This is a genomic window from Pseudomonas sp. B37(2017), assembly GCF_002112885.1.
In the GTDB taxonomy this organism is placed as follows: domain Bacteria; phylum Pseudomonadota; class Gammaproteobacteria; order Pseudomonadales; family Pseudomonadaceae; genus Aquipseudomonas; species Aquipseudomonas paraglycinae.
This window is the reverse complement of the sequence record NZ_NEIX01000003.1, coordinates 505,121-531,427: the sequence shown is the minus strand read 5'-3', so window position 1 is coordinate 531,427 and position 26,307 is coordinate 505,121. Positions and strand designations below refer to the sequence as shown.

At 61.6% G+C, this 26,307-nt stretch carries 27 protein-coding genes; 20 read left to right on the top strand and 7 right to left on the bottom strand.

The window, feature by feature from the left end; translation table 11 throughout:
- The first annotated feature begins 50 nt into the window (after positions 1 to 50).
- Positions 51 to 290, top strand: a complete 240-nt coding sequence (locus CAF90_RS11745) for a DUF1161 domain-containing protein (RefSeq protein ID WP_007953935.1) — start codon at positions 51 to 53, stop codon at positions 288 to 290.
- A 6-nt stretch (positions 291 to 296) separates the two neighbouring features.
- Here CAF90_RS11745 and CAF90_RS11740 read toward each other — a convergent pair whose 3' ends face one another.
- Positions 297 to 716: a hypothetical protein gene (locus tag CAF90_RS11740; RefSeq protein WP_085606437.1), complete on the bottom strand. Its 420-nt coding sequence runs from the start codon at positions 714 to 716 to the stop codon at positions 297 to 299.
- Between the two features lie 40 nt (positions 717 to 756).
- Entirely contained in the window at positions 757 to 1,179 is a 423-nt protein-coding gene (locus CAF90_RS11735) for a hypothetical protein (protein WP_085606435.1), read from the bottom strand.
- A gap of 58 nt (positions 1,180 to 1,237) precedes the next feature.
- On the opposite strand from CAF90_RS11735, the gene CAF90_RS11730 reads away from it, so the two are divergent.
- Positions 1,238 to 2,314, top strand: a complete 1,077-nt coding sequence (locus tag CAF90_RS11730) for an aminopeptidase (protein WP_085606433.1) — start codon at positions 1,238 to 1,240, stop codon at positions 2,312 to 2,314.
- 114 nt (positions 2,315 to 2,428) lie between these two features.
- Here the strand turns inward: CAF90_RS11730 and CAF90_RS11725 are convergent, their stop codons facing one another.
- Positions 2,429 to 3,079: an HAD family hydrolase gene (locus CAF90_RS11725; protein ID WP_085606431.1), complete on the bottom strand. Its 651-nt coding sequence runs from the start codon at positions 3,077 to 3,079 to the stop codon at positions 2,429 to 2,431.
- 28 nt (positions 3,080 to 3,107) lie between these two features.
- Entirely contained in the window at positions 3,108 to 3,653 is a 546-nt protein-coding gene (locus CAF90_RS11720; RefSeq protein WP_085606429.1) for a gamma carbonic anhydrase family protein, read from the bottom strand.
- Between the two features lie 89 nt (positions 3,654 to 3,742).
- Here CAF90_RS11720 and prlC point away from each other — a divergent pair, with 89 nt between their 5' ends.
- The 3 genes from prlC to CAF90_RS11705 all read left to right on the top strand — a co-directional run bounded on the left by prlC (position 3,743) and on the right by CAF90_RS11705 (position 8,236).
- Positions 3,743 to 5,794 (top strand): oligopeptidase A, encoded by a 2,052-nt coding sequence (prlC, locus tag CAF90_RS11715; RefSeq protein WP_085606473.1) that lies wholly within the window; start codon positions 3,743 to 3,745, stop codon positions 5,792 to 5,794.
- Positions 5,791 to 6,081 (top strand): YheV family putative zinc ribbon protein, encoded by a 291-nt coding sequence (locus tag CAF90_RS11710; RefSeq protein WP_007953955.1) that lies wholly within the window; start codon positions 5,791 to 5,793, stop codon positions 6,079 to 6,081. Before prlC ends, CAF90_RS11710 begins: the two co-directional genes overlap by 4 nt.
- A 112-nt stretch (positions 6,082 to 6,193) precedes the next feature.
- Positions 6,194 to 8,236, top strand: coding sequence for a M3 family metallopeptidase (locus CAF90_RS11705; RefSeq protein WP_085606428.1), 2,043 nt, complete (start codon positions 6,194 to 6,196; stop codon positions 8,234 to 8,236).
- On the opposite strand, the gene CAF90_RS11700 is transcribed toward CAF90_RS11705, so the two are convergent.
- Positions 8,223 to 8,867: a dual specificity protein phosphatase family protein gene (locus CAF90_RS11700; RefSeq protein WP_085606426.1), complete on the bottom strand. Its 645-nt coding sequence runs from the start codon at positions 8,865 to 8,867 to the stop codon at positions 8,223 to 8,225. The two genes, CAF90_RS11705 and CAF90_RS11700, sit on opposite strands and share 14 nt — an antisense overlap.
- 297 nt (positions 8,868 to 9,164) lie before the next feature.
- Between CAF90_RS11700 and CAF90_RS11695 the strand changes: the two genes are divergently transcribed.
- From CAF90_RS11695 to CAF90_RS11670, 6 genes are all read left to right on the top strand, one after another.
- Positions 9,165 to 9,911, top strand: a complete 747-nt coding sequence (locus tag CAF90_RS11695; protein WP_085606424.1) for a gluconate 2-dehydrogenase subunit 3 family protein — start codon at positions 9,165 to 9,167, stop codon at positions 9,909 to 9,911.
- A gap of 2 nt (positions 9,912 to 9,913) precedes the next feature.
- Positions 9,914 to 11,698 (top strand): GMC family oxidoreductase, encoded by a 1,785-nt coding sequence (locus CAF90_RS11690; RefSeq protein ID WP_007953975.1) that lies wholly within the window; start codon positions 9,914 to 9,916, stop codon positions 11,696 to 11,698.
- Positions 11,699 to 11,710: 12 nt separating this feature from the next.
- The gene (locus tag CAF90_RS11685; protein WP_085606422.1) at positions 11,711 to 13,012 is read left to right on the top strand and encodes a cytochrome c; all 1,302 of its coding nucleotides are present in this window, start codon (positions 11,711 to 11,713) and stop codon (positions 13,010 to 13,012) included.
- Between the two features lie 74 nt (positions 13,013 to 13,086).
- Positions 13,087 to 14,145: a PA0069 family radical SAM protein gene (locus tag CAF90_RS11680; protein WP_085606420.1), complete on the top strand. Its 1,059-nt coding sequence runs from the start codon at positions 13,087 to 13,089 to the stop codon at positions 14,143 to 14,145.
- Positions 14,146 to 14,383: 238 nt separating this feature from the next.
- Positions 14,384 to 15,115 (top strand): carbonic anhydrase, encoded by a 732-nt coding sequence (locus tag CAF90_RS11675; RefSeq protein ID WP_007953979.1) that lies wholly within the window; start codon positions 14,384 to 14,386, stop codon positions 15,113 to 15,115.
- A 90-nt stretch (positions 15,116 to 15,205) separates the two neighbouring features.
- Positions 15,206 to 16,732 carry a SulP family inorganic anion transporter gene (locus CAF90_RS11670; protein ID WP_085606418.1) on the top strand — a complete coding sequence of 509 codons (1,527 nt, stop codon included), beginning with the start codon at positions 15,206 to 15,208 and terminating at the stop codon, positions 16,730 to 16,732.
- A 51-nt stretch (positions 16,733 to 16,783) separates the two neighbouring features.
- Here the strand turns inward: CAF90_RS11670 and CAF90_RS11665 are convergent, their stop codons facing one another.
- Positions 16,784 to 17,416 carry a hypothetical protein gene (locus CAF90_RS11665; RefSeq protein WP_007953981.1) on the bottom strand — a complete coding sequence of 211 codons (633 nt, stop codon included), beginning with the start codon at positions 17,414 to 17,416 and terminating at the stop codon, positions 16,784 to 16,786.
- Positions 17,417 to 17,785: 369 nt separating this feature from the next.
- On the opposite strand from CAF90_RS11665, the gene coxB reads away from it, so the two are divergent.
- From coxB to CAF90_RS11645, 4 genes are all read left to right on the top strand, one after another.
- Positions 17,786 to 18,913, top strand: coding sequence for a cytochrome c oxidase subunit II (gene coxB / locus CAF90_RS11660; RefSeq protein ID WP_085606416.1), 1,128 nt, complete (start codon positions 17,786 to 17,788; stop codon positions 18,911 to 18,913).
- 82 nt (positions 18,914 to 18,995) lie between these two features.
- Positions 18,996 to 20,588, top strand: coding sequence for a cytochrome c oxidase subunit I (gene ctaD / locus CAF90_RS11655; protein ID WP_011331800.1), 1,593 nt, complete (start codon positions 18,996 to 18,998; stop codon positions 20,586 to 20,588).
- Positions 20,589 to 20,615: 27 nt separating this feature from the next.
- On the top strand, positions 20,616 to 21,167 hold the full coding sequence (locus CAF90_RS11650) for a cytochrome c oxidase assembly protein (protein WP_085606414.1): 552 nt from the start codon (positions 20,616 to 20,618) through the stop codon (positions 21,165 to 21,167).
- Positions 21,168 to 21,192: 25 nt separating this feature from the next.
- Positions 21,193 to 22,080 carry a cytochrome c oxidase subunit 3 gene (locus tag CAF90_RS11645; RefSeq protein ID WP_007953985.1) on the top strand — a complete coding sequence of 296 codons (888 nt, stop codon included), beginning with the start codon at positions 21,193 to 21,195 and terminating at the stop codon, positions 22,078 to 22,080.
- Between the two features lie 8 nt (positions 22,081 to 22,088).
- On the opposite strand, the gene CAF90_RS11640 is transcribed toward CAF90_RS11645, so the two are convergent.
- Positions 22,089 to 22,292: a twin transmembrane helix small protein gene (locus tag CAF90_RS11640; RefSeq protein ID WP_085606412.1), complete on the bottom strand. Its 204-nt coding sequence runs from the start codon at positions 22,290 to 22,292 to the stop codon at positions 22,089 to 22,091.
- Between the two features lie 72 nt (positions 22,293 to 22,364).
- On the opposite strand from CAF90_RS11640, the gene CAF90_RS11635 reads away from it, so the two are divergent.
- From CAF90_RS11635 to CAF90_RS11615, 5 genes are read left to right on the top strand one after another with little or no spacing between them, the layout of a single operon-like run.
- Entirely contained in the window at positions 22,365 to 23,105 is a 741-nt protein-coding gene (locus CAF90_RS11635) for an SURF1 family protein (RefSeq protein WP_085606409.1), read from the top strand.
- Positions 23,071 to 23,664 carry a hypothetical protein gene (locus tag CAF90_RS11630; protein ID WP_085606407.1) on the top strand — a complete coding sequence of 198 codons (594 nt, stop codon included), beginning with the start codon at positions 23,071 to 23,073 and terminating at the stop codon, positions 23,662 to 23,664. Before CAF90_RS11635 ends, CAF90_RS11630 begins: the two co-directional genes overlap by 35 nt.
- Positions 23,665 to 23,674: 10 nt before the next feature.
- Positions 23,675 to 24,754, top strand: coding sequence for a heme A synthase (locus CAF90_RS11625; protein WP_085606405.1), 1,080 nt, complete (start codon positions 23,675 to 23,677; stop codon positions 24,752 to 24,754).
- Positions 24,742 to 25,641, top strand: coding sequence for a heme o synthase (cyoE, locus tag CAF90_RS11620; protein ID WP_085606403.1), 900 nt, complete (start codon positions 24,742 to 24,744; stop codon positions 25,639 to 25,641). Before CAF90_RS11625 ends, cyoE begins: the two co-directional genes overlap by 13 nt.
- Positions 25,638 to 26,273, top strand: a complete 636-nt coding sequence (locus CAF90_RS11615) for an SCO family protein (protein WP_007953994.1) — start codon at positions 25,638 to 25,640, stop codon at positions 26,271 to 26,273. The genes cyoE and CAF90_RS11615 overlap by 4 nt, the downstream gene beginning before the upstream one ends.
- The last annotated feature ends 34 nt before the right edge of the window (positions 26,274 to 26,307 follow it).

Below are 26,307 nucleotides of genomic sequence, written 5' to 3'. Positions count from 1 at the left end.
CAGCAGCTTTCGCGCATCTTCGTGCGCGCTGCTTCGATGGAGCTTCAACCATGAAACGTTTTGCCTTGGCGGTTATCTGTGGCGTGCTGGCAACGTCAGCCTTCGCAGCGCCCAAAGACTGCGAAGAACTCAAGCAAGAGATCGAAATCAAGATTCAGGCGAATGCCGTGCCCTCCTACACCCTGGAGATAGTCTCCAAGGAAGAGGCTGAAAAACACGACATCGCCATGATCGTCGGCACCTGCGACAACGGCACAAAAGCCATCATCTATCAGAAGAACGACCGCTGATGCGCCTCAGATGATGCAGTTGACCTCGCGGTCCTCGGCGACGATTTCCCGCTTGTCGTTGTACAGGCGGGCACTCGGGGTAAACGCCAGCGAACGGCCTTCGAGCAAGTAACGCTGGCCTGCCTCGAAATGATCGTAGCGGATGGTCAGATAGCACAGCCGCTCAACGGGGCCGGTCATCAGGCTGCCGCCTCCGCCGAACACTTCAAAGTCGAAGCGCACCCGCATCTCATGGCTGCCGGGGGTGACCTGGAAGAAACGTCCGTCAGTCAGCCGCTTGTTGTCGAGACGCTCGGCCATCAGCAGTTTCCCGCCGGGGGTTGGCGTAGAGAATTCGACCCAGGCCATGTTCGGGTCGACGGGGGGCAACGGTGTCTGGCACCCGGCGAGTACGCCTGCGGCCAGCAACAGCATCAACGTGCGCATGATGGATGTCCGTGAGTTCGGACATCCAGCATAACGCCGATCAGGTTCGCTGACAGCCCGCCGGCGTGCCTTGGCCCACCACGTTGCGTTGTTGATCGTAGAGCTTGGCCCATGGACGGAAACCAATGCTTCCCGCCTGCAACTGATAACGCTGGCCGGCGTTGAAATCCTTGAATTTCACGTTCAACTGACAATCGCGCCACAGCGGCTCGGCATCCGGGCCGATATTGGTCGCTTCGACCGGGAATTGATAACGCACCGTCAGCTCATGACTGCCGGGCTGCACTTCGAAGTAACGATGATCGACGGCAGCCTTTTTGTCGACTTCCAGCGCCTGCAACGCCGTGTCCTGTTGCCGGGCATCCAGATCAATCCAGGCTTGCGAGGGGTCAGGGGACGGCATTCCGAATCCGGCACAACCGGCCAGCGTCAGCACGCTTCCTGTCAGTATCAACATGCGCATAGCGGAGCTCCAATGGGCGGGATAGTCTTGGGCAGACTTTCCGGGGGGATTTCTTATTTTGATCAGGCCGCTTCCAAGCCATGGGTTACTTGATCGCGTTTTGCGGGTTTTGTTTCCGGGTGTGATGATTTTGTTGCTCAACGGTTGCTCAAGCCTGAGCTATTACAGCCAGCTGGCCAGCGGTCAGCTGCAGCTTTTGCGGGCACGGGAGCCGGTGGCCAAGGTGATTGCCGACCCGGCTCGCGACGCCAAACTGCGCACTCACCTCGCCCAGTCCCAGAAAGCCCGGGCCTTCGCCAGCGAACACCTGCACCTGCCAGACAACCAAAGCTATCGCCTCTATGCCGACATCGGTCAGCCGTTTGTCGTGTGGAATGTGTTCGCCACCCCGGAATTTTCCCTGAGCCCGCAGAACCATTGCTTCCCGATTGCCGGTTGCGTGGCCTACCGCGGCTATTACAGCCAGAGCGCGGCGCGGGGCGAAGCCGCGATTCAGCGCTTGCAAGGCATGGACGTGTCGATCGGCGGCGTCGAGGCCTACTCGACCCTGGGCTGGTTCAACGACCCGATCCTCAATTCGATGATGGGCTGGGGCGACGAGCGTCTGGCGACGCTGATTTTCCATGAGCTGGCCCACCAGCGCTTCTACGTGAAGGACGACACCGAGTTCAACGAGTCTTTCGCCACCTTCGTCGAGCAGGAAGGTACGCGGCAGTGGCGAGCGTTTCGTAACTTGCCCCCGGAAAACGACTCGAAGCTCAAGCAGCGGGATCAATTCATTCAGTTGATCCTCGATACCCGCTCACGGCTTGAAAAACTCTATGCACAACCATTGGCGACAGCGCAGATGCGCGAGCGCAAGGCGGCGGAGTTCGAACGGTTTCGACACGACTATCGAACAATGCGCGATGGTCAGTGGGCCGGCGACAAACGCTATGACGCCTGGGTCAATGCGCCGTTGAACAACGCACGGCTGTTGCCGTTCGGGCTGTATGACCAGTGGGTGCCGGCGTTTACGGCGTTGTTCAGGCAGGTCGGTGGGGATTGGGTCAGGTTTTACGCAGAGGTCGAGAAGTTGGGTGGCTTGCCAGTCGTTGAGCGTAAGTCGGCTCTGAAACTGCTGGCAGGCTCTTAAACCTGGAGCGGCTTTTTGTCCCCATCGCGAGCAAGCTCGCTCCCACAGGAAACCGGGATCTATTACTGAAACGCGGTCACTGTGGGAGCGAGCTTGCTCGCGATGGCTGACTCATCAGCGCTGCAAAAACGCCTGATGCAGCTCGGCCAGCGTCTCGAAGTGATACGCCGGCGCTTCGGCACTCAGCTCTTCATGGCTGCCAAAACCGTAACCCACGGCCGCCGCATCCAGCCCGTTGCTGCGAGCACCGATCAGGTCATGCTTGCGGTCACCGATCATCAGCGTATTGGCCGGATCCAGACCCTCTTCAGCGATCAGGTGCGCAATCAGCTCGACCTTGTTGGTGCGGGTGCCGTCCAGTTCGCTGCCGTAAATCACCTTGAAGTGTCTGGCGAAATCAAAGTGCCGGGCGATTTCCCGGGCGAACACCCACGGCTTCGACGTCGCGATATACAGCTGGCGGCCCTGGCCGCTCAGGGTTTCCAGCAACGGCGTGACGCCCTCGAACACCCGATTCTCGTACAGGCCGGTGACCTTGAAGCGCTCGCGATAGAAATTCACCGCCTCCCAGGCTTTCGCTTCATCAAAACCATAAAACTGCATGAACGCCTGCAACAGCGGCGGGCCGATGAAGTGTTCCAGTCTGGTCAGGTCCGGCTCATCGATGCCGAGTTTGCTCAAGGCGAACTGGATGGAACGGGTGATGCCCTCACGCGGGTCGGTGAGAGTGCCGTCGAGGTCGAATAGAACGGTCTGGTAATGCATGAAAAATCCCGGGCAATAGAGAGAAAAGTCAGAGCTGGTCGTAGCCTTCGGCCAGATGCAGGTCCTTGAGCTTCACGTAGTTCGCCGCGCTGTAGGTGAAAAAGGCGTTTTCCTTGTCGGTCAGCCGGCGAACCTGCTTCACCGGGCTGCCCACGTACAGAAAACCGCTTTCCAGACGCTTGCCCGGTGGCACCAGGCTGCCGGCGCCGATGATCACATCGTCCTCGACCACCGCGCCGTCCATGACGATGCTGCCCATGCCGATCAACACGCGGCTGCCCACAGTGCAGCCATGCAGCATGACCTTGTGGGCGATGGTCACGTCATCGCCGATCAGCAGCGGGAAGCCATCGGGATTGAACGGGCCGGCGTGGGTGATGTGCAACACGCAGCCATCCTGCACGCTGGTGCGCGCGCCGATGCGGATGTGGTGCATGTCGCCGCGGATCACGGTCAGCGGCCACACGGAGCTGTCTTCGCCGATTTCGACGTCGCCGATCACCACCGCGGAGCCGTCGACAAAAGCGCCTTGGCTCAAGCGTGGGGTGTGATTCTGGTACTTGCGAAGGGACACGATTAGTTCTCTCTCTGTCGCCGATAGCTGCGGTGGGTGTCGATTGTAATTAAGATGGGCGCATGTTTCTTCCAGCCAAGGTGCCAACCGTGAGCGTGAACAACCCTCTTCTGCAGTCCTACGACCTGCCGCCGTTCTCCGCGATCCGTGCCGAACACGTGCAGCCGGCCATCGAAACCATCCTGGCCGACAACCGCGCCGCCATTGCCGAAATCCTCAAGACCCAGGGCCAGAACCCGACCTGGGCCGGGCTGGTGCTGGCGATGGACGAACTCAATGATCGCCTGGGCGCAGCCTGGAGTCCGGTCAGCCACCTCAATGCCGTGTGCAACAGCGCCGAACTGCGTGAAGCCTACGAGTCGTGCCTGCCGGCATTGAGCGCCTATTCCACCGAAATGGGCCAGAACCGCGAGCTGTTCCAGGCTTATGAAGCCCTGGCCAACAGCCCGGAAGCCGCCGGTTTCGACGTGGCGCAAAAAACCATCCTGGAACATGCCCTGCGCGACTTCCGCCTGTCGGGTATCGATCTGCCGGAAGCCGAACAGAAACGCTACGCCGAAGTGCAGAGCAAACTGTCCGAGCTGGGCAGCCGCTTCTCCAACCAGTTGCTCGACGCCACTCAGGCCTGGACCAAACACCTGACCGACGAAGCCGCCCTCGCCGGCCTGACCGATTCGGCCAAGGCACAAATGGCTGCCGCCGCACAGGCCAAAGGCCTCGATGGCTGGCTGATCACCCTGGAATTCCCGAGCTACTACGCGGTGATGACCTACGCCCAGGACCGTGCGCTGCGTGAAGAAGTCTACGCCGCCTACTGCACCCGTGCGTCGGATCAAGGCCCGAACGCCGGCCAGAACGACAACGGCCCGGTGATGGGCGAAATCCTCGACCTGCGTCAGGAACTGGCCAAACTGCTCGGTTTCTCCAGCTTCTCCGAACTGAGCCTGGCGACCAAAATGGCCGAGTCCAGCGATCAGGTGCTGAGCTTCCTGCGTGATCTGGCCAAGCGCAGCAAACCGTTCGCCGCCCAGGATCTGCAACAGCTCAAGGCTTACGCCGCCGAACAGGGCTGCGCCGATCTGCAAAGCTGGGACAGCGGTTTCTACGGTGAAAAACTCCGTGAACAACGCTACAGCGTCGCCCAGGAAACCCTGCGCGCCTACTTCCCGATCGACAAAGTGCTGGGCGGCCTGTTCGCCATCGTTCAGCGCTTGTACGGCATCGAAATCGCCGAACTGAAAGGTTTCGACACTTGGCACCCGGATGTTCGCCTGTTCGAGATCAAGGAAAACGGCCAGCACGTCGGCCGCTTCTTCTTCGATCTCTACGCCCGCGCCAACAAGCGCGGCGGTGCCTGGATGGATGGCGCCCGCGACCGTCGCCGCACCCTCGACGGCGTGCTGCAAAGCCCGGTGGCCAACCTGGTGTGCAACTTCACCCCGGCCGACAGCGGCAAGCCTGCGCTGCTGACCCACGATGAAGTGACCACCCTGTTCCACGAATTCGGCCATGGCCTGCATCACCTGCTGACCCGCGTCGAGCATGCTGGCGTGTCCGGCATCAACGGCGTGGCGTGGGATGCGGTCGAGCTGCCGAGCCAGTTCATGGAAAACTGGTGCTGGGAGCCGGAAGGCCTCGCGCTGATTTCCGGCCACTACGAAACCGGCGAGCCGCTGCCGCAGGATCTGCTGGAAAAAATGCTCGCAGCGAAGAACTTCCAGTCCGGCCTGATGATGGTGCGTCAACTGGAGTTCTCGCTGTTTGACTTCGAACTGCACGCCACCCACGGTGATGGCCGCAGCGTTGCCCAAGTGCTGGAAGGCGTGCGCAACGAAGTCTCGGTAATGCGTCCTCCGGCCTACAACCGCTTCCCTAACAGCTTCGCGCACATCTTCGCCGGCGGTTACGCGGCGGGTTACTACAGCTACAAGTGGGCGGAAGTGTTGTCGGCGGATGCCTTCTCGAAGTTCGAAGAAGACGGCGTGCTGAATGCCGACACCGGTCGCGCCTTCCGCGAGGCAATCCTGGCCCGTGGCGGCTCGCAGGAACCGATGGTGCTGTTCGTCGACTTCCGTGGCCGTGAGCCGTCGATTGACGCACTCTTGCGCCACAGCGGCCTGAGTGAGGACGCGGCAGCATGAGTGAGGCACCCGTGAAGACCAAAAAACGCTTTATCGCCGGGGCGGTCTGCCCGGCGTGCAGCGAGCCGGACAAACTGATGATGTGGAGCGAGGACGATGTCCCGCACCGCGAATGCGTGGCGTGCGGCTACAGCGATACGCTGAATGCCCAAGGGCTTTCGGTACCGAAAGAACTGGGCACGAGGGTCAACACCAGCGCGCTCAAGCCGGCACCGGACAAAACGGTTCAGGCGGTGCAATTCTTCCCGAATCCGAAGCTGAAGAAAAAGCCCGACGAGCAGCACTGATCCAGAACCACCTTCCCCGATTCGTCGGTGGAAGGTGGTATTGGCTTAACACCTGTCCCCCGCACTTGCTTCGTAGGCTGGCCCTTTGTGCCACGCCTCGAAGGAAGCTGCCATGCCCGACACCAATCCCCTCCTGCAACACTGGACGCTGCCACCGTGGCCAGCGATTCGAGCCGAGCACCTGCTGCCGGCCGTCAACGGCATCATTGCCGACAACCAGCGAATCATCGCCCAGGTGATCGCCAGTCAGGCCGAACATCCCGGCTGGGATGATCTGGTGCTGAGCATCGACGAGGCCGACGCGCGCCTCGGTGAACTCCGCTCGATTCTCGAAACGTTGTCGATGGTCAGATCCGACGATGCCACCTGGCTCGTGGAAAGCGCCAAGGCGCATCTGGCGATCAATCAGTATCGCTCCGAAAAAGCCCGAAATCGCCCGTTGTACGAGGCTTACCAGCGTTTGGCGCAGAGCTCGATCGCCGGCAGTTTCGATGAGTCGCGCAACATCGCGCTGGCGCGGATTCTGCGCCGATTCAAGCAGTCGGGCATCGAGCTTCCTGCTGAACAGCAACAGGAACTGGCGCGATTGAACCGCGAGATCGGCGGGCTGGAGTACGTGTTTCTGGACAACCTCGAGCGCTGGACCGAGGCGTGGAGCAAACGTGTAGACGATATTGCGCTGCTTGCGGGCCTGTCGTCGGCGATGACGAATCGGCTGGCACTCGCCGCACGCGAGGCCGGCCATGACGGCTGGCTGATCCGGCTGGACCAGAACACCTGCCAGCACATCCTCAAGTACGCCGAGAACCGTGCCTTGCGAGAGGAATGCTACGTTGCCTACATGACCCGCGCCTCCGATCGGGGCCCACTGGCCGGCCGCTTCGATAACGGCCCGGTGCTGAAGAAACTGCTCGCCCTGCGCCAGCAGAAAGCCCGTTTGCTCGGCCATGAAAACGCCGCGCAACTGAGCCTGGCCAAAAACAGCGCCGGGACGACCGCATGGGTCAGTCGCTTTCTCCAGCGTCAGGCGGCGCAACGGGCACCTGCCCTCGCGCAGGATATAGCGCAACTGGCAGCCTTCGCGCAGCAACGCGGGATCGACCGGGTCCAGCCGTGGGACGAAGATTTCCTCGCCGAACAATGGCGCCAGCAGCAGTTTCCCGGTGCGCTGAAAAACCTGCGTGATTACTTTCCGCTCGAGGGCACCCTGCGCAGGCTCTTTCTGTTCTGCGAACGGATGTTCGGGATCCGCATCGTCGAGCGGTCCAGTGGCGGCCACTGGCATGACGATGTACGCCTGCTGGAAATCAGCGAGCATGAGCAGGTCATCGGCTACATCTACCTCGACCCGTTTCACCGCGACAACGCGGTGGACTTCCCCGGCACCTCCACACTGCGCAATCGCCGGATCAATGCCGAAGGTCGCCCCGCGCTGCCGATTGCCCTGCTCTACAGCAACTTCACACCGGCCACCGACCCCCATCCGTGCCGGCTCGAAATCGACGATCTGCGGGTGCTGTTTCATGAATTCGGCCACTGCCTCCAGCACGTGCTGACGCGCTCGTCCCATCACAGCCTGTCCGGCATCCTGCAACTGGGCCATGAAGCGGCGGAGTTTTCCGGGCAGTTGTTCGAGCAGTGGTGTTTGTCGCGGGAATTTGTGCTGTGGCTCGGCGCGCATTTCCAGACCGGCGAACGCTTGAGCGCCATTCGGGTCGACGCGGCACTGTCAGCTGCTCAGGCCCACTCCAGCCGGCAGCAGGCCTTGTTGCTGATGGGGGCGATGATCGACTTCGAACTACACCTGACCCACGGCGATGGGCGCTCGGTCGAGGAGGTTTGCAACGATGTGCAGCGCAACCTGGGTCCTCTGCAACTGCCGGACGATCACCGTTTCGCCAATGGATTCGATTACATGGTGACCCAGTACGACGCTTCGGTTTACGCCTACATCTGGTCGGGCGTGCTGGCTGAGGAAGCGTTCAAGCGCTTCAGCCGGGACTGGGTGTTCAACGCGCAAACCGGCCGAGAGTTTCGTGCAACGTTCTTTGCCCCGGGTGCCGGGCGTCCGTTGCTGGACGCGGTGGAAGCGTTCATCGGCCAGCCGGTCGCCGGCCTCGTTGACGGAGAGGCCGGACGAGTTACTTCAGATTGACCGTCTGAAACCAGCTCTTCATCGAGCACGTAGCAAACGCGCTGGTGCTGCAATCGCCATTGGCCAGCGCGGTGCGCAATTTATCGACATCGGCCTGCATCACGTAGCGCACGCTGTCCCGGAAGTGCCCACTCTCACCAAAGCCGCCCTGGGTCATTTCGTTGAGGGCGTCTTCCTTGCTCCAGCCCTGCACAACGATCCGGTACATCGCCGCCATCAGGCCGGTGCGATCGGAGCCGTGCTTGCAGTGCATCAGCACCGGGCCGTCGGCTTCGGCGGACTGGATGGCACGCAGGGTCTTGAGCACATCACTGTCGTCCACGTGATTGGTGCGATAGGGCAATTGCACCTGATGGATACCGGGGGCTTTCAGCCAGCTGGAATCCGCTTCCGGCAGGAAGTTGATGACCGTGGCCACCTTCAGGTTGGTCAGCAACGGTACCGCGCCGTCATCCGGGAGCGCGCTGCGATACAGCGTGGGCGACATCTGGAACAGGTTGTATTGCACTTCTACCGGTTGCGCCCACTCGACGGGACGGGAAGCCGGAGTTTCCGCGGCCTGAGCGGGAATCCAGCTGAACAGCGCAAGCAGCGACAAACAGAGAGCAGAGGAAAAACGCGTCAGGAACATGCTTTACGGCGACCGTGTGGGTTTCGTCAGTGAAGACCGCAGCTTGCGAGCCACGCAGTCAAATCCCTGTGAGGCGCTTGTAAAAGAATCGTGAAGACGCCGGTTCCCTTGGTCGAAAAGCGGTCTTTTTTTGGCTGAATCGGTTCATCCGGTTGCTTAGCCTGCTACCATTTGTCACATCATGTTGCAGACGCGTCCCCCTTCTCCCGGTCATTCCGGCCACGTCGCAGCCAGAAAACTCTTGAGCCGTTCACAGAAACGGCTGACAACCATCAATGCCTGATGAGGTGCATCCCCATGTCTGATGAAGATCGAGACAACCCGCGGCGTGAGTTTTTGCGCAAATCCCTGACCCTGATTCCGGTCGTGACTCTGGCCGGCAGCGGTCTCGGCAGCACGGTGCTGCAAGCAGCGCCTGAAAGCGCGCCTGCCACAGCCCCGGCAAAATCGGCCGCCGTTGAAGCCAGCACTTATCAGCCGAGCTACTTCACCGCCGAAGAGTGGGCATTCATCAATGCCGCCGTCGCGCAGTTGATCCCCAACGATTCGCAGGGTCCAGGTGCACTCGAAGCTGGCGTGCCGGAATACATCGACCGTCAGATGAATACCCCGTACGCCGCCGGTGCCCTTTGGTACATGCAGGGCCCGTTCAATGCCGACGCCGCGCCGGAGATGGGCTGGCAGAGCAAACTGGTGCCAAAAGAGATCTATCGCCTCGGCATCGCCGCCACGGATCAGTGGGCAAAATCCATCAACGGTAAAACATTTGCCGAGCAAGACAGCGCTACCCGAGACGATCTGCTCAAGCAGCTTGAAGCCGGAAAACCGCAATTCGACGCTGTTCCCGCGAAGATTTTCTTCAGTCTGCTGCTGCAAAACACCAAGGAAGGGTTCTTCTGCGACCCGATCCACGGCGGCAACAAAGGCATGGTCGGCTGGACCATGATCGGCTTCCCCGGCGCCCGCGCCGATTTCATGGATTGGGTGGAACGCAACGAGCAGTACCCCTTCCCGGCAGTTTCGATTCGCGGCGAGAGGGCGTGAGCATGGCAACGGTAATGAAGAAGGTCGACGCAGTGATCGTCGGTTTCGGCTGGACGGGCGCGATCATGGCCAAGGAGCTGACCGAAGCCGGGCTCAACGTGCTGGCGCTGGAACGCGGGCCGATGCAGGACACCTACCCGGACGGCAACTATCCCCAGGTGATCGACGAACTCACCTACAGCGTGCGGAAAAAACTCTTCCAGGACGTTTCCAAGGAAACCGTCACCATCCGCCACAGCGTCAACGACATCGCCCTGCCGAACCGTCAGTTGGGCGCGTTCCTGCCGGGCAATGGCGTGGGCGGCGCCGGGCTGCACTGGTCGGGCGTGCACTTTCGTGTCGACCCGATCGAGTTGCGCATGCGCAGCCACTACGAAGAGCGCTACGGCAAAAGCTTCATCCCCAAGGACATGACCATCCAGGACTTCGGCGTCAGCTATGAAGAGCTGGAACCATTCTTCGATTTCGCCGAAAAAGTCTTCGGCACCTCCGGCCAGGCCTGGACCGTGAAAGGCCAACTGGTCGGTCAGGGCAAGGGCGGCAACCCGTACGCGCCGGATCGCTCGAACCCGTTCCCGCTGGAAGCGCAGAAGAACACGGTTTCCGCACAGCTGTTCGGCAAAGCGGCTACGGAGGTTGGCTACAAACCCTACAACCTGCCTTCCGCGAATACTTCAGGGCCGTACACCAACCCCTACGGCGCGCAGATGGGCCCGTGCAACTTCTGCGGTTTCTGCAGCGGTTACGTCTGCTACATGTATTCCAAGGCCTCGCCGAACGTGAACATTCTACCGGCGCTGAAGCCGCTGCCGAATTTCGAACTGCGGCCTAACGCGCACGTCCTGCGGGTCAACCTCGACAGCACGAAAACCAAGGCCACCGGCGTTACCTACATCGACGGTCAGGGTCGCGAGATCGAGCAACCGGCGGATCTGGTGATCCTCGGCGCGTTCCAGTTGCACAACGTGCGTCTGATGCTGCTCTCCGGCATCGGCAAACCGTACGACCCGGTCAGTGGTGAAGGCGTGGTCGGGCGCAACTTCGCCTACCAGAACATGGCCACGATCAAGGCGTTCTTCGACAAGGACACCCACACCAACAACTTCATCGGCGCCGGCGGCAACGGTGTGGCGGTGGATGACTTCAACGCCGACAACTTCGATCACGGGCCGCATGGCTTCGTCGGTGGCTCGCCGATGTGGGTCAACCAGGCCGGCAGCCGACCGATCGCCGGCACCTCCAACCCGCCGGGCACCCCGGCCTGGGGCAGTGCGTGGAAACGCGCCACCGCCGACTACTACACCCACCAAGTGTCGATGGACGCCCACGGCGCGCATCAGTCCTACCGTGGCAACTACCTTGATCTGGACCCGGTGTACCGCGATGCCTACGGCATGCCGCTGCTGCGGATGACGTTCGACTGGCAGGAAAACGACATCAAGATGAACCGCTTCATGGTCGAGAAAATGGGCAAGATCGCCGAGGCCATGGGCCCGAAAGCCATCGCCGTGATCGGCAAGAAAGTCGGCGACCACTTCAACACCGCGTCGTACCAGACCACCCACCTCAACGGTGGCGCGATCATGGGCACCGATCCGAAGACCAGCGCGCTGAACCGCTACCTGCAGAGTTGGGACGTGCACAACGTATTCGTCCCGGGCGCCTCGGCATTCCCGCAAGGCCTGGGTTACAACCCGACCGGCCTGGTTGCCGCGTTGACCTACTGGTCGGCGAAAGCGATCCGCGAGCAGTACCTGAAAAACCCCGGCCCGCTGGTTCAGGCTTAAGGAGCGATGACCATGAAGACTCTCGTTATCGCGACCCTGGCCCTGCTCGGCAGCACTGCCGTTCATGGCGCCGAAGTTGATCAATCCTTGATCAAGCAAGGCGAATACCTCGCCCGTGCCGGCGACTGCGTGGCCTGCCACACGGCCAAGGACGGCAAGCCGTTCGCCGGTGGCCTGCCGATGGAAACCCCGATCGGCACGATCTACTCGACCAACATTACCCCGGATAAAACCGGCGTCGGTGACTACAGTTTCGAGGATTTCGACCAGGCCGTGCGCCATGGCGTGGCCAAAAACGGCAGTACCTTGTACCCGGCGATGCCGTACCCGTCCTACGCCCGCGTCAGCGAAACCGACATGCAGGCGCTTTACGCCTACTTCATGCACGGCGTGGAACCGGTGGCGCAGGAGAACAAGGCCAGCGACATCCCTTGGCCATTGAGCATGCGCTGGCCGCTAATGGGCTGGCGCTGGCTGTTCGCGCCGAAGGTCGAGGACTACAAAGCCGCGTCGGACGATGCCGTCGTCAGCCGTGGGGCGTATCTGGTGGAAGGCCTCGGACATTGCGGCGCCTGCCATACGCCACGAGCCCTGACCATGCAGGAAAAATCCCTGAGCGCGGCCGAAGGCAGCAGCTTTCTGTCAGGCAGTGCGCCGCTGGAAGGCTGGATCGCCAAGAGCCTGCGCGGCGACCACAAGGACGGTCTCGGCAGCTGGAGCGAAGAACAACTGGTGCAATTCCTCAAGACCGGTCGCAGCGACCACAGCGCAGTGTTCGGCGGCATGAGCGACGTGGTCACCCACAGCATGCAGTACATGACCGACGCCGACCTGACCGCGATTGCCCGTTACCTGAAATCGCTGCCGGCCAATGACCCCGCCGACCAGCCGCACCAGTACGACGAGAAAGCCGCCAAGGCCTTGTGGAACGGTGACGACAGTCAACGCGGTGCGTCGGTGTACATCGACAACTGCGCGGCGTGCCACCGCACCGACGGCCATGGCTACACCCGGGTGTTCCCGGCGCTGGCAGGCAATCCGGTGCTGCAATCGGACGACCCGACTTCGCTCATCCACATCGTGCTCAAGGGCGGCACCCTGCCTGCGACGCACACGGCGCCGTCCACCTTCACCATGCCGGGTTTCGCCTGGCGTCTGTCGGATCAGGAAGTGGCGGATGTGGTGAGCTTCATCCGTGGTAGTTGGGGCAACAAGGGCGCGCCGGTCAAGGCCGCTGATGTGGCCGAGTTGCGCAAGGAAGACATGACGCACACCTCGACCGATGACCTCGGCCAGGTGACACAACACAACTGACTGTTCGCCCAACGGCACTAGTCAGATCGACAGTGCCTCGATACTGTATATGCACACAGTATCGAGGCACTGCCATGTCCATCCCTCTTCCTCCGCGCGGTCGCGGCACCGCCACCAACCCGCACAACCGCTTCGCGCCGAGTCGTTCGGTGGCGGAGGATGACGGCTGGTTTCAAGAAGTGCCTTTGACCCAGGGCACCGAAGTCAGCTTCGAAACCGCGAAGACCATCATCACCCGCAACACTTCGCCGGACCTGCCCTTCGACCGCTCGATCAATCCCTATCGCGGCTGTGAGCATGGCTGCATTTATTGCTACGCACGGCCCAGCCACGCCTATTGGGACATGTCGCCGGGGCTGGATTTCGAAACCAAACTGATCGCCAAGACCAACGCCGCCCAAGTGCTGGAAGAACAGCTGGGGAAAAAAGGCTATCAATGCGCGCCGATCAACCTTGGCTCCAATACCGATCCCTATCAGCCGATCGAACGCGAACACCGGATCACCCGCCAGACCCTCGAAGTGCTGCTGCGCTACCGGCATCCGGTGACCATTGTCACCAAAGGCTCGCTGATCCTGCGTGATCTCGATCTGCTCACCGAACTGGCACAACAGCGGCTGGTGGCGGTGATGATCAGCCTCACCACCCTGGACGACGAACTCAAACGCATCCTCGAACCCCGCGCAGCTGCGCCCAAGGCCCGGTTGCGGGCGATTCGGGTGATGCGCGAGGCGGGGATTCCGGTCGGTGTGCTGTGTTCGCCGATGATTCCGATGATCAACGACAGCGAAATCGAAAGCCTGCTGACCGAAGCCCACGCCGCCGGCGCCCAGAGCGCTGCGTACATGATGCTGCGTCTGCCGCTGGAGGTGGCGCCGCTGTTCGAGGAATGGCTTGAAGCGCACTACCCGCAACGTGCGGCGCATGTGCTGAGCCTGATCCGCCAGAGCCGTGGCGGCGAGCTCTACGACAGCCGTTTCGGTGCCCGGATGCGCGGCGAGGGGCCGTTCGCCGACCTGCTCGCCCAGCGCTTCGCCAAAGCGCTGAAGCGCCTGGGGCTCAATCACCGCGAAGGCTTCAATCTCGATTGCACGGCCTTCTGTCCGCCGGGTCGCCAGATGGCGCTGATTTAGGGACAATTGGCCTATGGTTGAGAGGAAGGAATGCTTGGCCCGGTTTACGCCGGTCACGTTTTTTGTGACCTGGAACACACGTTCTAGAGCGCTTGATTCAGTTTGAGTTAAGTTTCGGCGGTTACCTTGTTCATCGAGTGACTGACGGGTCGGGATGACCCGGATGTTCTAAACAGCCACTGGCTTCACACCGGAATACACGGGAACGACTCCCCGAATCCGCCAATGAGGATGAATCATGAGTGACAAGGATAAACAGCCGTTGGCTGCGTCGGCGCAAGCCGCCCCTGTGGCGGAATCCGCCGATGCAGCGTTGAAGCATATCGTTGACGGCTTTTTGCATTTTCATCATGAGGTCTTTCCACAGCAGGAAGAACTCTTCAAGAAACTCGCCACGGCCCAGTCGCCACGAGCGATGTTCATCACCTGCGCCGACTCGCGCATCGTGCCCGAACTGATCACCCAGAGTTCCCCCGGCGATCTGTTCGTGACCCGTAACGTCGGCAACGTGGTGCCACCCTACGGCCAGATGAACGGCGGCGTTTCCACCGCCATCGAATACGCGGTACTGGCCCTTGGCGTGCAGCACATCATCATCTGCGGCCACTCCGATTGCGGCGCCATGCGTGCGGTGCTCAATCCGGACAGCCTGGAAAAAATGCCGACGGTCAAAGCCTGGCTACGCCACGCCGAAGTCGCGAAAACCATGGTGCAGGACAACTGCAACTGCGCCAACGAAAAAGAAAGCATGCCGATCCTCACCGAGGAGAACGTCATCGCCCAACTGCAGCACTTGCGTACCCATCCTTCGGTAGCCTCGCGCATGGCGAACGGTCATCTGTTCATCCATGGCTGGGTCTACAACATCGAAACCAGCGAAATCAAAGCTTACGACGCGGATCAGGGTTGCTTCCTGCCGCTCGACGGCAGCCATCCGATCCCGGTGGCGACGCCCAAAGCGCGCTTCTAAATCCTCCTAAAAATCTGTGTGGTTTGACGCCGGCCGCTGTTTCAGCGGTCCGGCCTCGCCACGCCTGAAGAAAACTTCGGGAGTATCGCCATGCGTGCGGCTCAATTGAAAGCTGTGTTGCCACGGGAGCTGCTCGCTTCAGTGGTTGTGTTTCTGGTCGCCCTGCCGCTGTGCATGGGCATTGCCATTGCGTCAGGGCTGCCGCCAGCCAAAGGCCTGATCACCGGGATCATCGGCGGTCTGGTGGTGGGCTGGCTGGCGGGTTCGCCGTTGCAGGTCAGCGGGCCGGCGGCGGGTCTGGCGGTGCTGGTGTTCGAGCTGGTGCGCCAGCACGGCATCGAAATGCTCGGGCCGATCCTACTGCTCGCCGGTTTCCTGCAACTGGTGGCCGGACGGCTGAAGCTCGGTTGCTGGTTCCGGGTCACGGCGCCAGCGGTGGTGTACGGCATGCTTGCGGGGATTGGCGTGCTGATTGTGCTGTCGCAGGTACATGTGATGCTGGATGCCGCGCCGAAACCGTCTGGTCTGGACAACCTCACGGCATTCCCCGGCGCGGTGGCGCAGGCCTTGCCGTCCCTTGGCTGGCAGGCCGGGTTGCTCGGGCTTTCGACCATCGCCGTGATGTGGCTGTGGGAGAAATTCCGCCCGCATTCGCTGCGCTTCATTCCGGGCGCGCTGCTCGGTGTCGGCCTGGCGACAGGTGCCAGCCTGCTGTTGGCGTTGCAAGTGAAACGAGTTGAAGTGCCAGAGAATCTCGCCGAAGCCATCGACTGGCTGAAACCAGCGGACCTGCTCAGTCTCGCCGATCCAACGCTGCTGATCGCCGCGTTCGCTGTGGCCTTCATCGCCAGCGCTGAAACCCTGCTGTCCGCCGCCGCGGTGGATCGCATGCACAGCGGCCCGCGTTCGGATTTCGACCGTGAGCTGTCGGCGCAAGGCGTCGGCAACATGCTCTGCGGGCTGGTCGGTGCGCTGCCGATGACCGGGGTGATCGTGCGCAGTTCGGCCAACGTCCAGGCTGGCGCCACCACGCGCTACTCGACGATTTTCCATGGCCTGTGGCTGCTGGCGTTCGTGCTGTTGCTGTCGAGCGTGTTGCAGAGCATTCCTGTGGCGAGTCTGGCGGGTGTTCTGGTCTACACCGGTTTCAAACTGGTGGATCTCAAGGCGTTCCGTGGTCTGGGGCGTTATGGCCGGATGCCGATGTTCACCTACGCCGCCACGGCGCTGGCGATCATCTTCACCGACCTGCTGACTGGTGTGCTGATCGGTTTCGGCCTGACCCTGGTGAAGCTGGCGTTCAAGGCTTCACGCCTGAAAATCAGCCTGATCGATCTGCCGCAGGACGGGGAAATGGAGTTGCGTCTGGTGGGCGCGGCAACGTTCCTCAAAGTGCCGGCACTGACGCAGGTGCTGGGCAGCATTCCGCCGGGCACCACGGTGCATGTGCCGCTCAACAATCTGAGCTACATCGACCATTCGTGTCTGGAACTGCTCGAAGAGTGGGGCCGGGCGAATGCGGCCAAGGGGGCGAAACTGTTGATCGAGTCGCGCGGGTTGAAACGGCGGCTCGAAGGGCGGATCCGCACCACCACCGGGATCGGAGCGGCGGGCTGAAAACACTTGGGGGAACAGAGCAATCTGTTCCCCCAATCGTTTGCGCCGAGATCAAGCCGCAGGCTGATCCAGCTCCAGGCCCACGCCCAAACGGCGGCTCATGCACGGCCAGCGTTTCCACGCCGCACCGGTGTCCGGGCTGCTGAGTTTCTCGCGGTAGGCTTCCACCGACTCCAGCGCAAAGCTGTCGTCGTCGAGCATGCTGTCCACCGCGTGATGCACCACTTCGTCGAGTTGGTTGGCAAATTCCTCACCGATCAACTGGTGAGCAATCAGATTGGCGACCGTCATGTCCAAGGGGATCAGTGGCTGGCCGAAATGCTTGATGTACAGGTCGTTTACCTCTTCGACAAAACGGTGCGCCAGATAGGCTTCGTCCAGCAGACTGTCCAGGCCCACGGGCGGCTGGATGAAGTACTGCTCGGCGATTTTCAGCACCGGTTTGATCTGCGACTCGATTCCCGCTTCCCTGGCGACTTCATTGGCTGCATCCAGCAGGTCTGGCACTTCGTCGATGTAGGCGGCGACAAAACGCGTCAGCACGCCGTTGGCGTCGGTTTCCGGCAACTGGATGGCCGGGTGCAGGTGTTGCAGTTGGGCTTCCAGCTGACGGGTCAGCTTTCCGGTTTCAATCTCGTGTTGTCGGGCTATGTGGATCTGCTCGCGCAATGCGGCGGTGTTCATGAAAACTCCAGGAAACAAGGCAATGAAATAGGGAAGACATAACTTAGCTGGCTTACGAAAAATGCTAAGACGCATTTGTCATAATTATTTCATCCTTGATGCAACGGCGTTATATCGGTTTGCCACCACTCGTCTGCATCCTTCTCCATTCGTGCCCTGGAACGCAAGCGTCAGCTGTTTCATTCGATTTACGTCCGCACATTGCATTTTTCAGCCGCTGTCTATACTCGCCATTGAATGGAGTTAGCTGATGACGCCCGACTGCCCACGCAGCAAGGCCCGGCGATTCAAGTTCGTAGTCTGATGCAGCCGCTCCCTTGCCTCTGGTGAAAGCCGGCGGGATAACAAGAACGATAAGGGGAACCCGCAATGATGCGACATCCACACGTCTGGATGGGCCTCCTGTTGTGGTCGATTTTCAGCCCGGCGCACGCTGCCTGGACTGTGAATATGGCGCCTGGAGCGACTGAAATCAGTCACGCAGTATTCGACCTGCACATGACCATTTTCTGGATCTGTGTGGTGATCGGGATCATCGTCTTCGGCGCCATGTTCTGGTCGATGATGGTGCACCGCCGTTCAACCGGGCAGGTCGCCGCAAAATTCCACGAAAGCACCACCGTCGAAATTCTCTGGACCGTCGTCCCGCTGCTGATCCTGGTGGCGATGGCCGTTCCGGCGACCGCGACCCTGATCAAGATGTACGACACCAGTGAGCCGGATATCGATATCCAGATCACCGGTTATCAGTGGAAGTGGCACTACAAATACCTGGGCCAGGACGTCGAGTTCTTCAGCAACCTGGCCACGCCCGCCGAGCAGATCCACAACAAGGAAGCCAAGGGCGAGCACTACCTGCTCGAGGTCGACAAGCCGCTGGTGCTGCCGACCGGGGCCAAGGTGCGCTTCCTCGTGACCTCCGCCGACGTGATCCACTCCTGGTGGGTGCCGGCCTTCGCGGTCAAGCGCGATGCGATCCCGGGGTTCGTCAACGAAGCCTGGACCCGCATCGACAAGCCCGGCCTCTACCGTGGTCAGTGCGCCGAGCTGTGCGGCAAGGACCACGGCTTCATGCCGATCGTGGTCGACGTCAAGGAGAAGGCCGACTACGAAAAATGGCTCGCCGAGCGCAAGGCCGAAGCATTGCAGCTCAAGGAGCTGACCAGCAAGGAATGGACCCTCGACGAACTCAAGGAACGTGGCGACAAGATCTACCACACCACCTGCGTCGCCTGTCACCAGGCTGAAGGCCAGGGCCTGCCGCCGATGTTCCCGGCCCTCAAGGGCTCGAAAATCGCCACCGGCCCGAAAGACGCGCACCTGAGCATTGTCTTCCACGGCAAGCCCGGCACCGCCATGGCGGCGTTCGGCAAGCAGCTGTCGGAAGTCGATATCGCAGCGGTCGTGACCTACGAACGTAACGCCTGGGGCAACAACAAGGGCGACATGGTCACGCCAAAAGAAGTGCTGGAGCTGAAACAGGCGGAAAGCAAATGAGCCGGTCTATTGCGTACTTCGTGAACCGGTCGGGGCCCTGCGCCCCGGCCTGCCCAGTCCACTCACTTGAAGGAGACCGGCCATGAGCGCTGTCATCGATGACCACGGTCATGCCGACCACGACCACGCCCACGGCCCCGCCAAAGGCCTGATGCGCTGGGTGCTGACCACCAACCACAAGGACATCGGCACGCTGTACCTGTGGTTTGCGTTCTGCATGTTCCTGCTCGGCGGCTCGTTCGCCATGGTGATCCGCGCCGAGCTGTTCCAGCCCGGCCTGCAGATCGTCGAGCCTGCGTTCTTCAACCAGATGACCACCATGCACGGTCTGGTGATGGTGTTCGGTGCGGTGATGCCGGCGTTCGTCGGCCTCGCCAACTGGATGATCCCGTTGATGGTCGGCGCGCCGGACATGGCCCTGCCGCGGATGAACAACTTCAGCTTCTGGCTGCTGCCGGCGGCGTTCCTGCTGCTGGTCTCGACCCTGTTCACCGCCGGTGGCGGGCCGAACTTCGGCTGGACGTTCTACGCACCGCTGTCCACCACTTATGCGCCGGAAAGCGTGACGTTCTTCATCTTCGCCATCCACCTGATGGGGATCAGTTCGATCATGGGCGCGATCAACGTGATCGCCACCATCCTCAACCTGCGCGCCCCCGGCATGACCCTGATGAAAATGCCGCTGTTCGTCTGGACCTGGCTGATCACCGCGTTCCTGCTGATCGCGGTGATGCCGGTGCTGGCCGGGTGCGTGACGATGATGCTGATGGACATCCACTTCGGCACCAGCTTCTTCAGTGCCGCCGGTGGCGGTGACCCGGTGCTGTTCCAGCATGTGTTCTGGTTCTTCGGCCACCCCGAGGTGTACATCATGATCCTGCCGGCCTTCGGTGCCGTCAGCCAGATCATCCCGACCTTCTCGCGCAAACCGCTGTTCGGCTACACCTCGATGGTCTACGCCACGGCGAGCATCGCGTTCCTGTCGTTCATTGTCTGGGCGCACCACATGTTCGTGGTGGGCATCCCGCTGGTGGGCGAGTTGTTCTTCATGTACGCGACGATGCTGATCGCGGTGCCGACCGGGGTGAAGGTGTTCAACTGGGCCAGCACCATGTGGCAAGGCTCGATGACCTTCGAGACGCCGATGCTGTTTGCCGTGGCGTTCGTGATTCTGTTCTCGATCGGCGGTTTCTCCGGGCTGATGCTGGCCATCGCCCCGGCGGACTTCCAGTACCAGGACACCTACTTCGTGGTTGCGCACTTCCACTACGTGCTGGTGCCGGGGGCGATCTTCGGGATCTTCGCGTCGGCCTACTACTGGCTGCCGAAATGGACCGGCCACATGTACGACGAAACCCTGGGCAAGCTGCACTTCTGGCTGTCCTTCGTCGGCATGAACCTGACGTTCTTCCCGATGCACTTCGTGGGCCTGGCGGGCATGCCCCGGCGGATTCCGGACTACAACCTGCAGTTCGCCGACTTCAACATGGTCTCGTCGATCGGCGCGTTCATGTTCGGTGCCACGCAGATCTTCTTCCTGTTCATCGTGATCAAGACCATCCGTGGCGGCGAGCCGGCACCGGCCAAACCGTGGGATGGCGCCGAAGGTCTGGAATGGAGCGTGCCGTCACCGGCGCCGTATCACACCTTCACCACGCCGCCGGAAGTGAAATGAACCCCGTAGCCGTTGAGGACCGCCACCATGGCTGACTCGATTTCGATGAAGAAGCTGGTCACCCGACTGCTCGGCGTGGTGGTGGCGATGTTCGTCTTCGGTTTTGCCCTGGTGCCGATCTACGACGTGATGTGCAAGGCGTTCGGCATCAACGGCAAGACCGCCGGGCAGTACGAGGGCGAGCAGACCGTCGATGCCACCCGGCAGGTGCGGGTGCAGTTTCTGTCGACCAACACCGCCGACATGCCGTGGGACTTCTACCCCAAGCATGACGAACTGACGGCCAACCCCGGCGCGGTGAACGAGATGATCTTCATCGCGCGCAATCCCACCGACAAACCGATGAGCGCTCAAGCCGTACCGAGCATCGCGCCGAGCAATGCAGCGGCGTATTTCCACAAGACCGAATGCTTTTGCTTTACCCAGCAGGTGCTGCAGCCCGGTCAGCAGATCGAGATGCCGGTGCGTTTCATCGTTGACCGCGACATGCCCAAGGACGTGAAGCACCTGACGCTGTCCTACACGCTGTTCGATATCACCGCCCGACATCCTCCGGTGGCTGCAAACACTGGCGGTTAAGCGTGCCCGATAAGGAGAACAATAAATGGCAACTCATGAGCACTATTACGTCCCGGCCCAGAGCAAGTGGCCGATCGTGGCCACGGTGGGGATGTTCGTCACCGTGTACGGTCTGGCGACCTGGTTCAACGATCTGAAGGCAGCGCGCCCGGAATCCCACGGCCCGCTGATCTTTTTCGTCGGCGGCCTGTTGCTGGCGTACATGCTGTTCGGCTGGTTCGGTACGGTGATCAAGGAAAGCCGCGCGGGGTTGTACAGCCCGCAGTTGGACCGCTCGTTCCGCTGGGGCATGAGCTGGTTCATCTTCTCCGAGGTGATGTTCTTCGTCGCCTTCTTCGGCGCGCTGTTCTACGTGCGGCACATCTCCGGCCCGGCGCTGGGCGGCGAAGGCACCAAAGGCATCGCCCACATGCTCTGGCCGAATTTCCAGTTCACCTGGCCGCTGCTGCACACGCCGGATCCGAAACTGTTCCCGCCGCCCAAGGAAGTCATCAGCCCCTGGGGCCTGCCACTGATCAACACCATCCTGCTGGTGAGCTCCAGCGTGACCATCACCATCGCCCACCACGCGCTGAAGAAAGGTCATCGCGGCGCGCTGAAACTGTGGCTGGCGATCACCGTGCTGCTGGGCTGCGCGTTCCTCGGCTTCCAGGCCGAAGAATATATCCACGCCTACCACGAACTGGGGCTGACCCTCGGCTCGGGCATCTACGGCGCGACGTTCTTCATGCTCACCGGTTTCCACGGCGCCCACGTGACCATCGGCACGATCATTCTGTTCGTGATGCTGATGCGCATCATGAAGGGCCACTTCGACAACGAACATCAGTTCGGCTTTGAAGCGGCGAGCTGGTATTGGCACTTCGTCGATGTGGTGTGGATCGGCTTGTTCATCTTCGTTTACGTGCTCTGAGGATCAGCTCACCAAGGCGCGTGCGACACCAGTTGGCCGCTGTAAAAACCCCAGGCAATCAAGCCGACGGTGACAGCGGCCAATGCCACCCGAACACTCAAGGCGATCACCAGCCGATTCGATCTGCTGTCGTCCTTGACCAGGAAAAACAGGCCGCTGAACAGGCTGACCACCGTGGCAATCAGCATCAGGACGATGGCTGCTTTGAGCATGGGAAGAACTCCGGGGGAACAAGCGATGCAGTTGAGTATAGCGATCGCGCACACTGATTTTCTGGCACGGCCATGAAGCGCTTCCGGCCGGGCGTGGTGCCGACACTGGTAGTCGGCCTGCTGCTGCCGTTGCTGATTTCGCTGGGCTTCTGGCAACTGGGCCGGGGCGCGGAGAAAACCGCCCTGCTCGCCAGCTACGCCGAACGCCGCGCCGCCGAACCGATGGCCAGCACCGAGTTGCTGCACAGCGCCGATCCGGCGTTTCGCCGGGTGCATCTGCACGGCCAGTTCGATGCCGCCCACAGCCTGTTGCTGGACAACCGTCAGCGCAACGGCAAGGTTGGCGTCGAATTGCTGCAACCGTTTCAGGATCAACGCAGCGGCCAGTGGCTGCTGGTCAATCGCGGCTGGCTGCCGTGGCCGGACCGGCGCACAGCCCCGCAATTCAACACACCGACCGACGCCGTGAACATCGATGCCTGGGTGTACGTCGCCCCCGGCGCCACCTTCCAGCTGCATGCCGATCCGGTCAGCAGCCGCTGGCCGCAAACCGTCACCGCCGTCGAACCCGCAAAATTGTGGAAAACCCTCGAACGCGACGGCTTCGCCTACGAATTACGCGCCGAACCTGGACCCGCCAGCTATCAGGCCGACTGGCCGGTGGTCGCGATGGGCCCGGAAAAACACCTCGGTTACGCCGTGCAGTGGTTCGCCATGGCCACCGCCCTGTTCGGTCTCTACCTCTATCTCGGCTGGCACAACGCAAAGGAGAAACACCATGGGAGCGGCCATGAATCCACCCAGCATGTCTGAAGCAAAAGCCCCGGCCAGTCGCCGTCGCGGACGCATCCAGCTGCTGCTGATCGTGCTCGGCGTGGTCGGGCCGATGATCCTCGCCACCGGCATGTACAAGTTGCAGTTCTGGGTGCCGGAAGGTCGCAGCTACCACGGCGAACTGATCGGCAACGGCCAGACCCGCGCCGACCTCGGCATCCAGGCTGACGAAACCCGCTGGCAGATGCTGGTCACCGCACCGAAGGACTGCGCGGTGGACTGCCAGCAACTGGTGTACCTGGCGCGGCAGATCCAGATCGGCCTCGGCCGCGAAGCCGGGCGCGCCAGCCACGCCCTGGCCGCTGCACAACCGTTGGCTGCCGACTACGAAGCCAAGCTGACCCGCGAATATCCGCAGCTGCAACGCTACCCGCTGGACGCAGCCACCTTCAGCAAGGCCACAGGCGACAAGGCCACACCGCAGCTGTGGATCATCGATCCCCACGGCAACCTCGTGCTGCGCTACGACCCGAGCGTGAAAGGCAAGGATCTGCTCAACGACCTGCGCCACCTGCTGAAACTGTCGAACATCGGATAAGGGCATCGTCATGGCCAAACCTGGATTTCGCCTCGCGCTGTTTGCCACCCTGCTGGCACTGATCGTAGTGCTGCTCGGCGCCTACACCCGCCTGACCCACGCCGGCCTCGGCTGTCCGGACTGGCCGGGCTGCTACGGGTTCATCAGCGTGCCGAAAAGCGAAGCCCAACTGGCCCATGCCGAACTGCATTACCCCGACTCGCCAGTGGAGGCGCACAAAGGCTGGAACGAGATGATCCACCGCTACTTCGCCGGCACCCTCGGCATGCTGATCTCGGTACTGGCCGGGCGCGCGTGGGTCAATCGTCGTCATCCGGGGCAACCGCTGAAACTGCCGCTGTTTCTGCTGGCGGTGGTGTTCGCCCAGGCCGCATTTGGCATGTGGACGGTGACACTCAAGCTCTGGCCGCAAGTGGTGACCGGGCATTTGCTCGGTGGCTTCGCGACCTTGAGCCTGCTGTTTCTGCTGACCTTGCGACTGTCCGGCGTGCTGCCGGCGCTGACCGTGCCCAAGCGTCTGCAATATTGGGCGACCGCCGGCCTGTTGCTGGTGATCGGCCAGATCGCGCTGGGTGGCTGGGTCAGCTCCAACTATGCGGCGGTGGCCTGCATCGACTTTCCGACCTGCCACGGCCAATGGCTGCCGCCGGCGGATTTCGCCAACGGCTTTCACCTGACCCAACACATCGGCCCCAACTACCTCGGCGGGCAACTCGACAGCGATGCACGCACGGCGATTCACCTGACCCACCGCATCGGCGCCCTGCTGGTGACGATTGTCCTGCTTGGTCTGGCCTGGCAACTGAAAGTGGTGGGCATGACGCGACTGGCCGGGCTGGTGCTGATCGCCCTCGCCGCGCAGATCACCCTTGGCATCAGCAACGTGCTGTTCCATCTGCCGCTGCCGGTGGCTGTGGCGCATAACGCCGGCGGTGCGGCGCTGCTGCTGACGATGGTGCTGGTCAACTATCACGCGCGGACCAGCCTGTTTCGGGTCAAGCAACCGATGATCGCGCGCTGGCGCCTGAGCCCGCGCAAACACTCGGCGGCGCCCATCACTATTAAAGGAGAGACGCCATGGCGATTCTGATCGGCGAACGTCCGGCGCAGGCGCTGTGGCGTGATTACCTGGAGCTGACCAAACCGAAAGTCGTGGTGCTGATGCTGATCACCTCGCTGGTTGGCATGTTCCTCGCGACCCGCGCCGGGGTGCCGTGGACGGTGCTGGTGTTCGGCAACCTCGGGATTGCGTTGTGTGCCGGTGGCGCGGCGGCAGTCAATCATGTGGTGGACCGGCGCATCGATGCGGTCATGGCCCGCACCCACAAACGGCCGCTGGCGGAGGGCCGGGTTTCGCCCACGGCAGCACTGACCTTTGCGCTGGTGCTGGCGTTGCTCGGCCAGGCCTTGTTGCTGACCTTCACCAATCCGCTGACCGCATGGCTGACCCTGGCCTCACTGCTCGGCTACGCGGTGATCTACACCGGTTTCCTCAAACGCGCGACGCCGCAGAACATCGTCATCGGCGGCCTTGCCGGCGCTGCCCCGCCGCTGCTCGGCTGGACCGCCGCCACCGGCCACGTCAGCGCCGAACCGTTGCTGCTGGTGCTGATCATCTTCGCCTGGACCCCACCGCACTTCTGGGCGCTGGCGATCCATCGCAAAGAGGAATACGCCAAGGCCGACATTCCGATGCTGCCGGTCACCCATGGCGAGCACTACACCAAGGTGCACATTCTGCTGTACACCTTCGCCCTGCTGGCGGTCAGCCTGTTGCCGTATGTGATCCACATGAGCGGCCTGCTGTACCTGATCTGCGCGCTCGGGCTGGGCGCCAGGTTTCTGCAATGGGCCGTGGTGCTGTACCGTGGCACTCGGCCGCACGCGGCGATCAACACCTTCAAGTACTCTATCTGGTACTTGTTTCTGCTGTTCATCGCCCTGCTCGTAGACCACTACTTACTGTTGAACCTATGACTCGAACCCAGAAAACCGTCTTCATCCTCGTCGCCGTGATCGCGCTGATCCTCGGCCTGACCGTCAACAAAGTGCTGAGCGGCAAGGGCCAGGGCGACCCGACCGCACTGATCGACGCCGGCATCATCCTGCTGCCGCAGAGCCGCAACCTGCCGGACGTGACGATGACCAATCAGGACGGCCAACCGGTCACGGTCAACGAGCTCAAGGGCAAGTGGAGCCTGCTGTTCTTCGGCTACACCTTCTGCCCGGACATCTGCCCGACCACCCTCGCCCAGCTGCGCCAGATCAAGAGCGAACTGCCGAAGGACGCTGTGGATAAATTGCAGATCGTGCTGGTCAGCGTCGACCCGAACCGCGACAACCCTGCGCAGTTGAAGCAGTACCTGGGCTACTTCGATCCACAGTTCATCGGCCTGACGCCGAAGTCGATCGACGAGCTGCAGAAGGTGGCGAACGCGGTGAGCATCCCGTTCATTCCGGCGGATACCAGCAAGCCGAATTACACGGTGGATCACAGTGGGAACCTGGCAGTGATTGGGCCGGACGGGACGCAGCGCGGGTTTATTCGGGCGCCGTTGAATAATGCCAAGCTGGTTGCGCAGTTGCCGGTGATGCTTAACCGCAAGTAAAAATGAACGCACAAAAAAGGGGACGCCACTGGCG

Bases quoted from the DNA above. Each gene is read 5' to 3' on its own strand.
- CAF90_RS11745 (WP_007953935.1), top strand. From the start codon at position 51: ATGAAACGTTTTGCCTTGGCGGTTATCTGTGGCGTGCTGGCAACGTCA.
- CAF90_RS11740 (WP_085606437.1), bottom strand. From the start codon at position 716: ATGCGCACGTTGATGCTGTTGCTGGCCGCAGGCGTACTCGCCGGGTGC.
- CAF90_RS11735 (WP_085606435.1), bottom strand. From the start codon at position 1,179: ATGCGCATGTTGATACTGACAGGAAGCGTGCTGACGCTGGCCGGTTGT.
- CAF90_RS11725 (WP_085606431.1), bottom strand. From the start codon at position 3,079: ATGCATTACCAGACCGTTCTATTCGACCTCGACGGCACTCTCACCGAC.
- CAF90_RS11710 (WP_007953955.1), top strand. From the start codon at position 5,791: ATGAGTGAGGCACCCGTGAAGACCAAAAAACGCTTTATCGCCGGGGCG.
- CAF90_RS11705 (WP_085606428.1), top strand. From the start codon at position 6,194: ATGCCCGACACCAATCCCCTCCTGCAACACTGGACGCTGCCACCGTGG.
- CAF90_RS11700 (WP_085606426.1), bottom strand. From the start codon at position 8,867: ATGTTCCTGACGCGTTTTTCCTCTGCTCTCTGTTTGTCGCTGCTTGCG.
- CAF90_RS11695 (WP_085606424.1), top strand. From the start codon at position 9,165: ATGTCTGATGAAGATCGAGACAACCCGCGGCGTGAGTTTTTGCGCAAA.
- CAF90_RS11690 (WP_007953975.1), top strand. From the start codon at position 9,914: ATGGCAACGGTAATGAAGAAGGTCGACGCAGTGATCGTCGGTTTCGGC.
- CAF90_RS11685 (WP_085606422.1), top strand. From the start codon at position 11,711: ATGAAGACTCTCGTTATCGCGACCCTGGCCCTGCTCGGCAGCACTGCC.
- CAF90_RS11680 (WP_085606420.1), top strand. From the start codon at position 13,087: ATGTCCATCCCTCTTCCTCCGCGCGGTCGCGGCACCGCCACCAACCCG.
- CAF90_RS11675 (WP_007953979.1), top strand. From the start codon at position 14,384: ATGAGTGACAAGGATAAACAGCCGTTGGCTGCGTCGGCGCAAGCCGCC.
- CAF90_RS11670 (WP_085606418.1), top strand. From the start codon at position 15,206: ATGCGTGCGGCTCAATTGAAAGCTGTGTTGCCACGGGAGCTGCTCGCT.
- CAF90_RS11665 (WP_007953981.1), bottom strand. From the start codon at position 17,416: ATGAACACCGCCGCATTGCGCGAGCAGATCCACATAGCCCGACAACAC.
- coxB (WP_085606416.1), top strand. From the start codon at position 17,786: ATGATGCGACATCCACACGTCTGGATGGGCCTCCTGTTGTGGTCGATT.
- ctaD (WP_011331800.1), top strand. From the start codon at position 18,996: ATGAGCGCTGTCATCGATGACCACGGTCATGCCGACCACGACCACGCC.
- CAF90_RS11650 (WP_085606414.1), top strand. From the start codon at position 20,616: ATGGCTGACTCGATTTCGATGAAGAAGCTGGTCACCCGACTGCTCGGC.
- CAF90_RS11645 (WP_007953985.1), top strand. From the start codon at position 21,193: ATGGCAACTCATGAGCACTATTACGTCCCGGCCCAGAGCAAGTGGCCG.
- CAF90_RS11640 (WP_085606412.1), bottom strand. From the start codon at position 22,292: ATGCTCAAAGCAGCCATCGTCCTGATGCTGATTGCCACGGTGGTCAGC.
- CAF90_RS11635 (WP_085606409.1), top strand. From the start codon at position 22,365: ATGAAGCGCTTCCGGCCGGGCGTGGTGCCGACACTGGTAGTCGGCCTG.
- CAF90_RS11630 (WP_085606407.1), top strand. From the start codon at position 23,071: ATGGGAGCGGCCATGAATCCACCCAGCATGTCTGAAGCAAAAGCCCCG.
- CAF90_RS11625 (WP_085606405.1), top strand. From the start codon at position 23,675: ATGGCCAAACCTGGATTTCGCCTCGCGCTGTTTGCCACCCTGCTGGCA.
- cyoE (WP_085606403.1), top strand. From the start codon at position 24,742: ATGGCGATTCTGATCGGCGAACGTCCGGCGCAGGCGCTGTGGCGTGAT.
- CAF90_RS11615 (WP_007953994.1), top strand. From the start codon at position 25,638: ATGACTCGAACCCAGAAAACCGTCTTCATCCTCGTCGCCGTGATCGCG.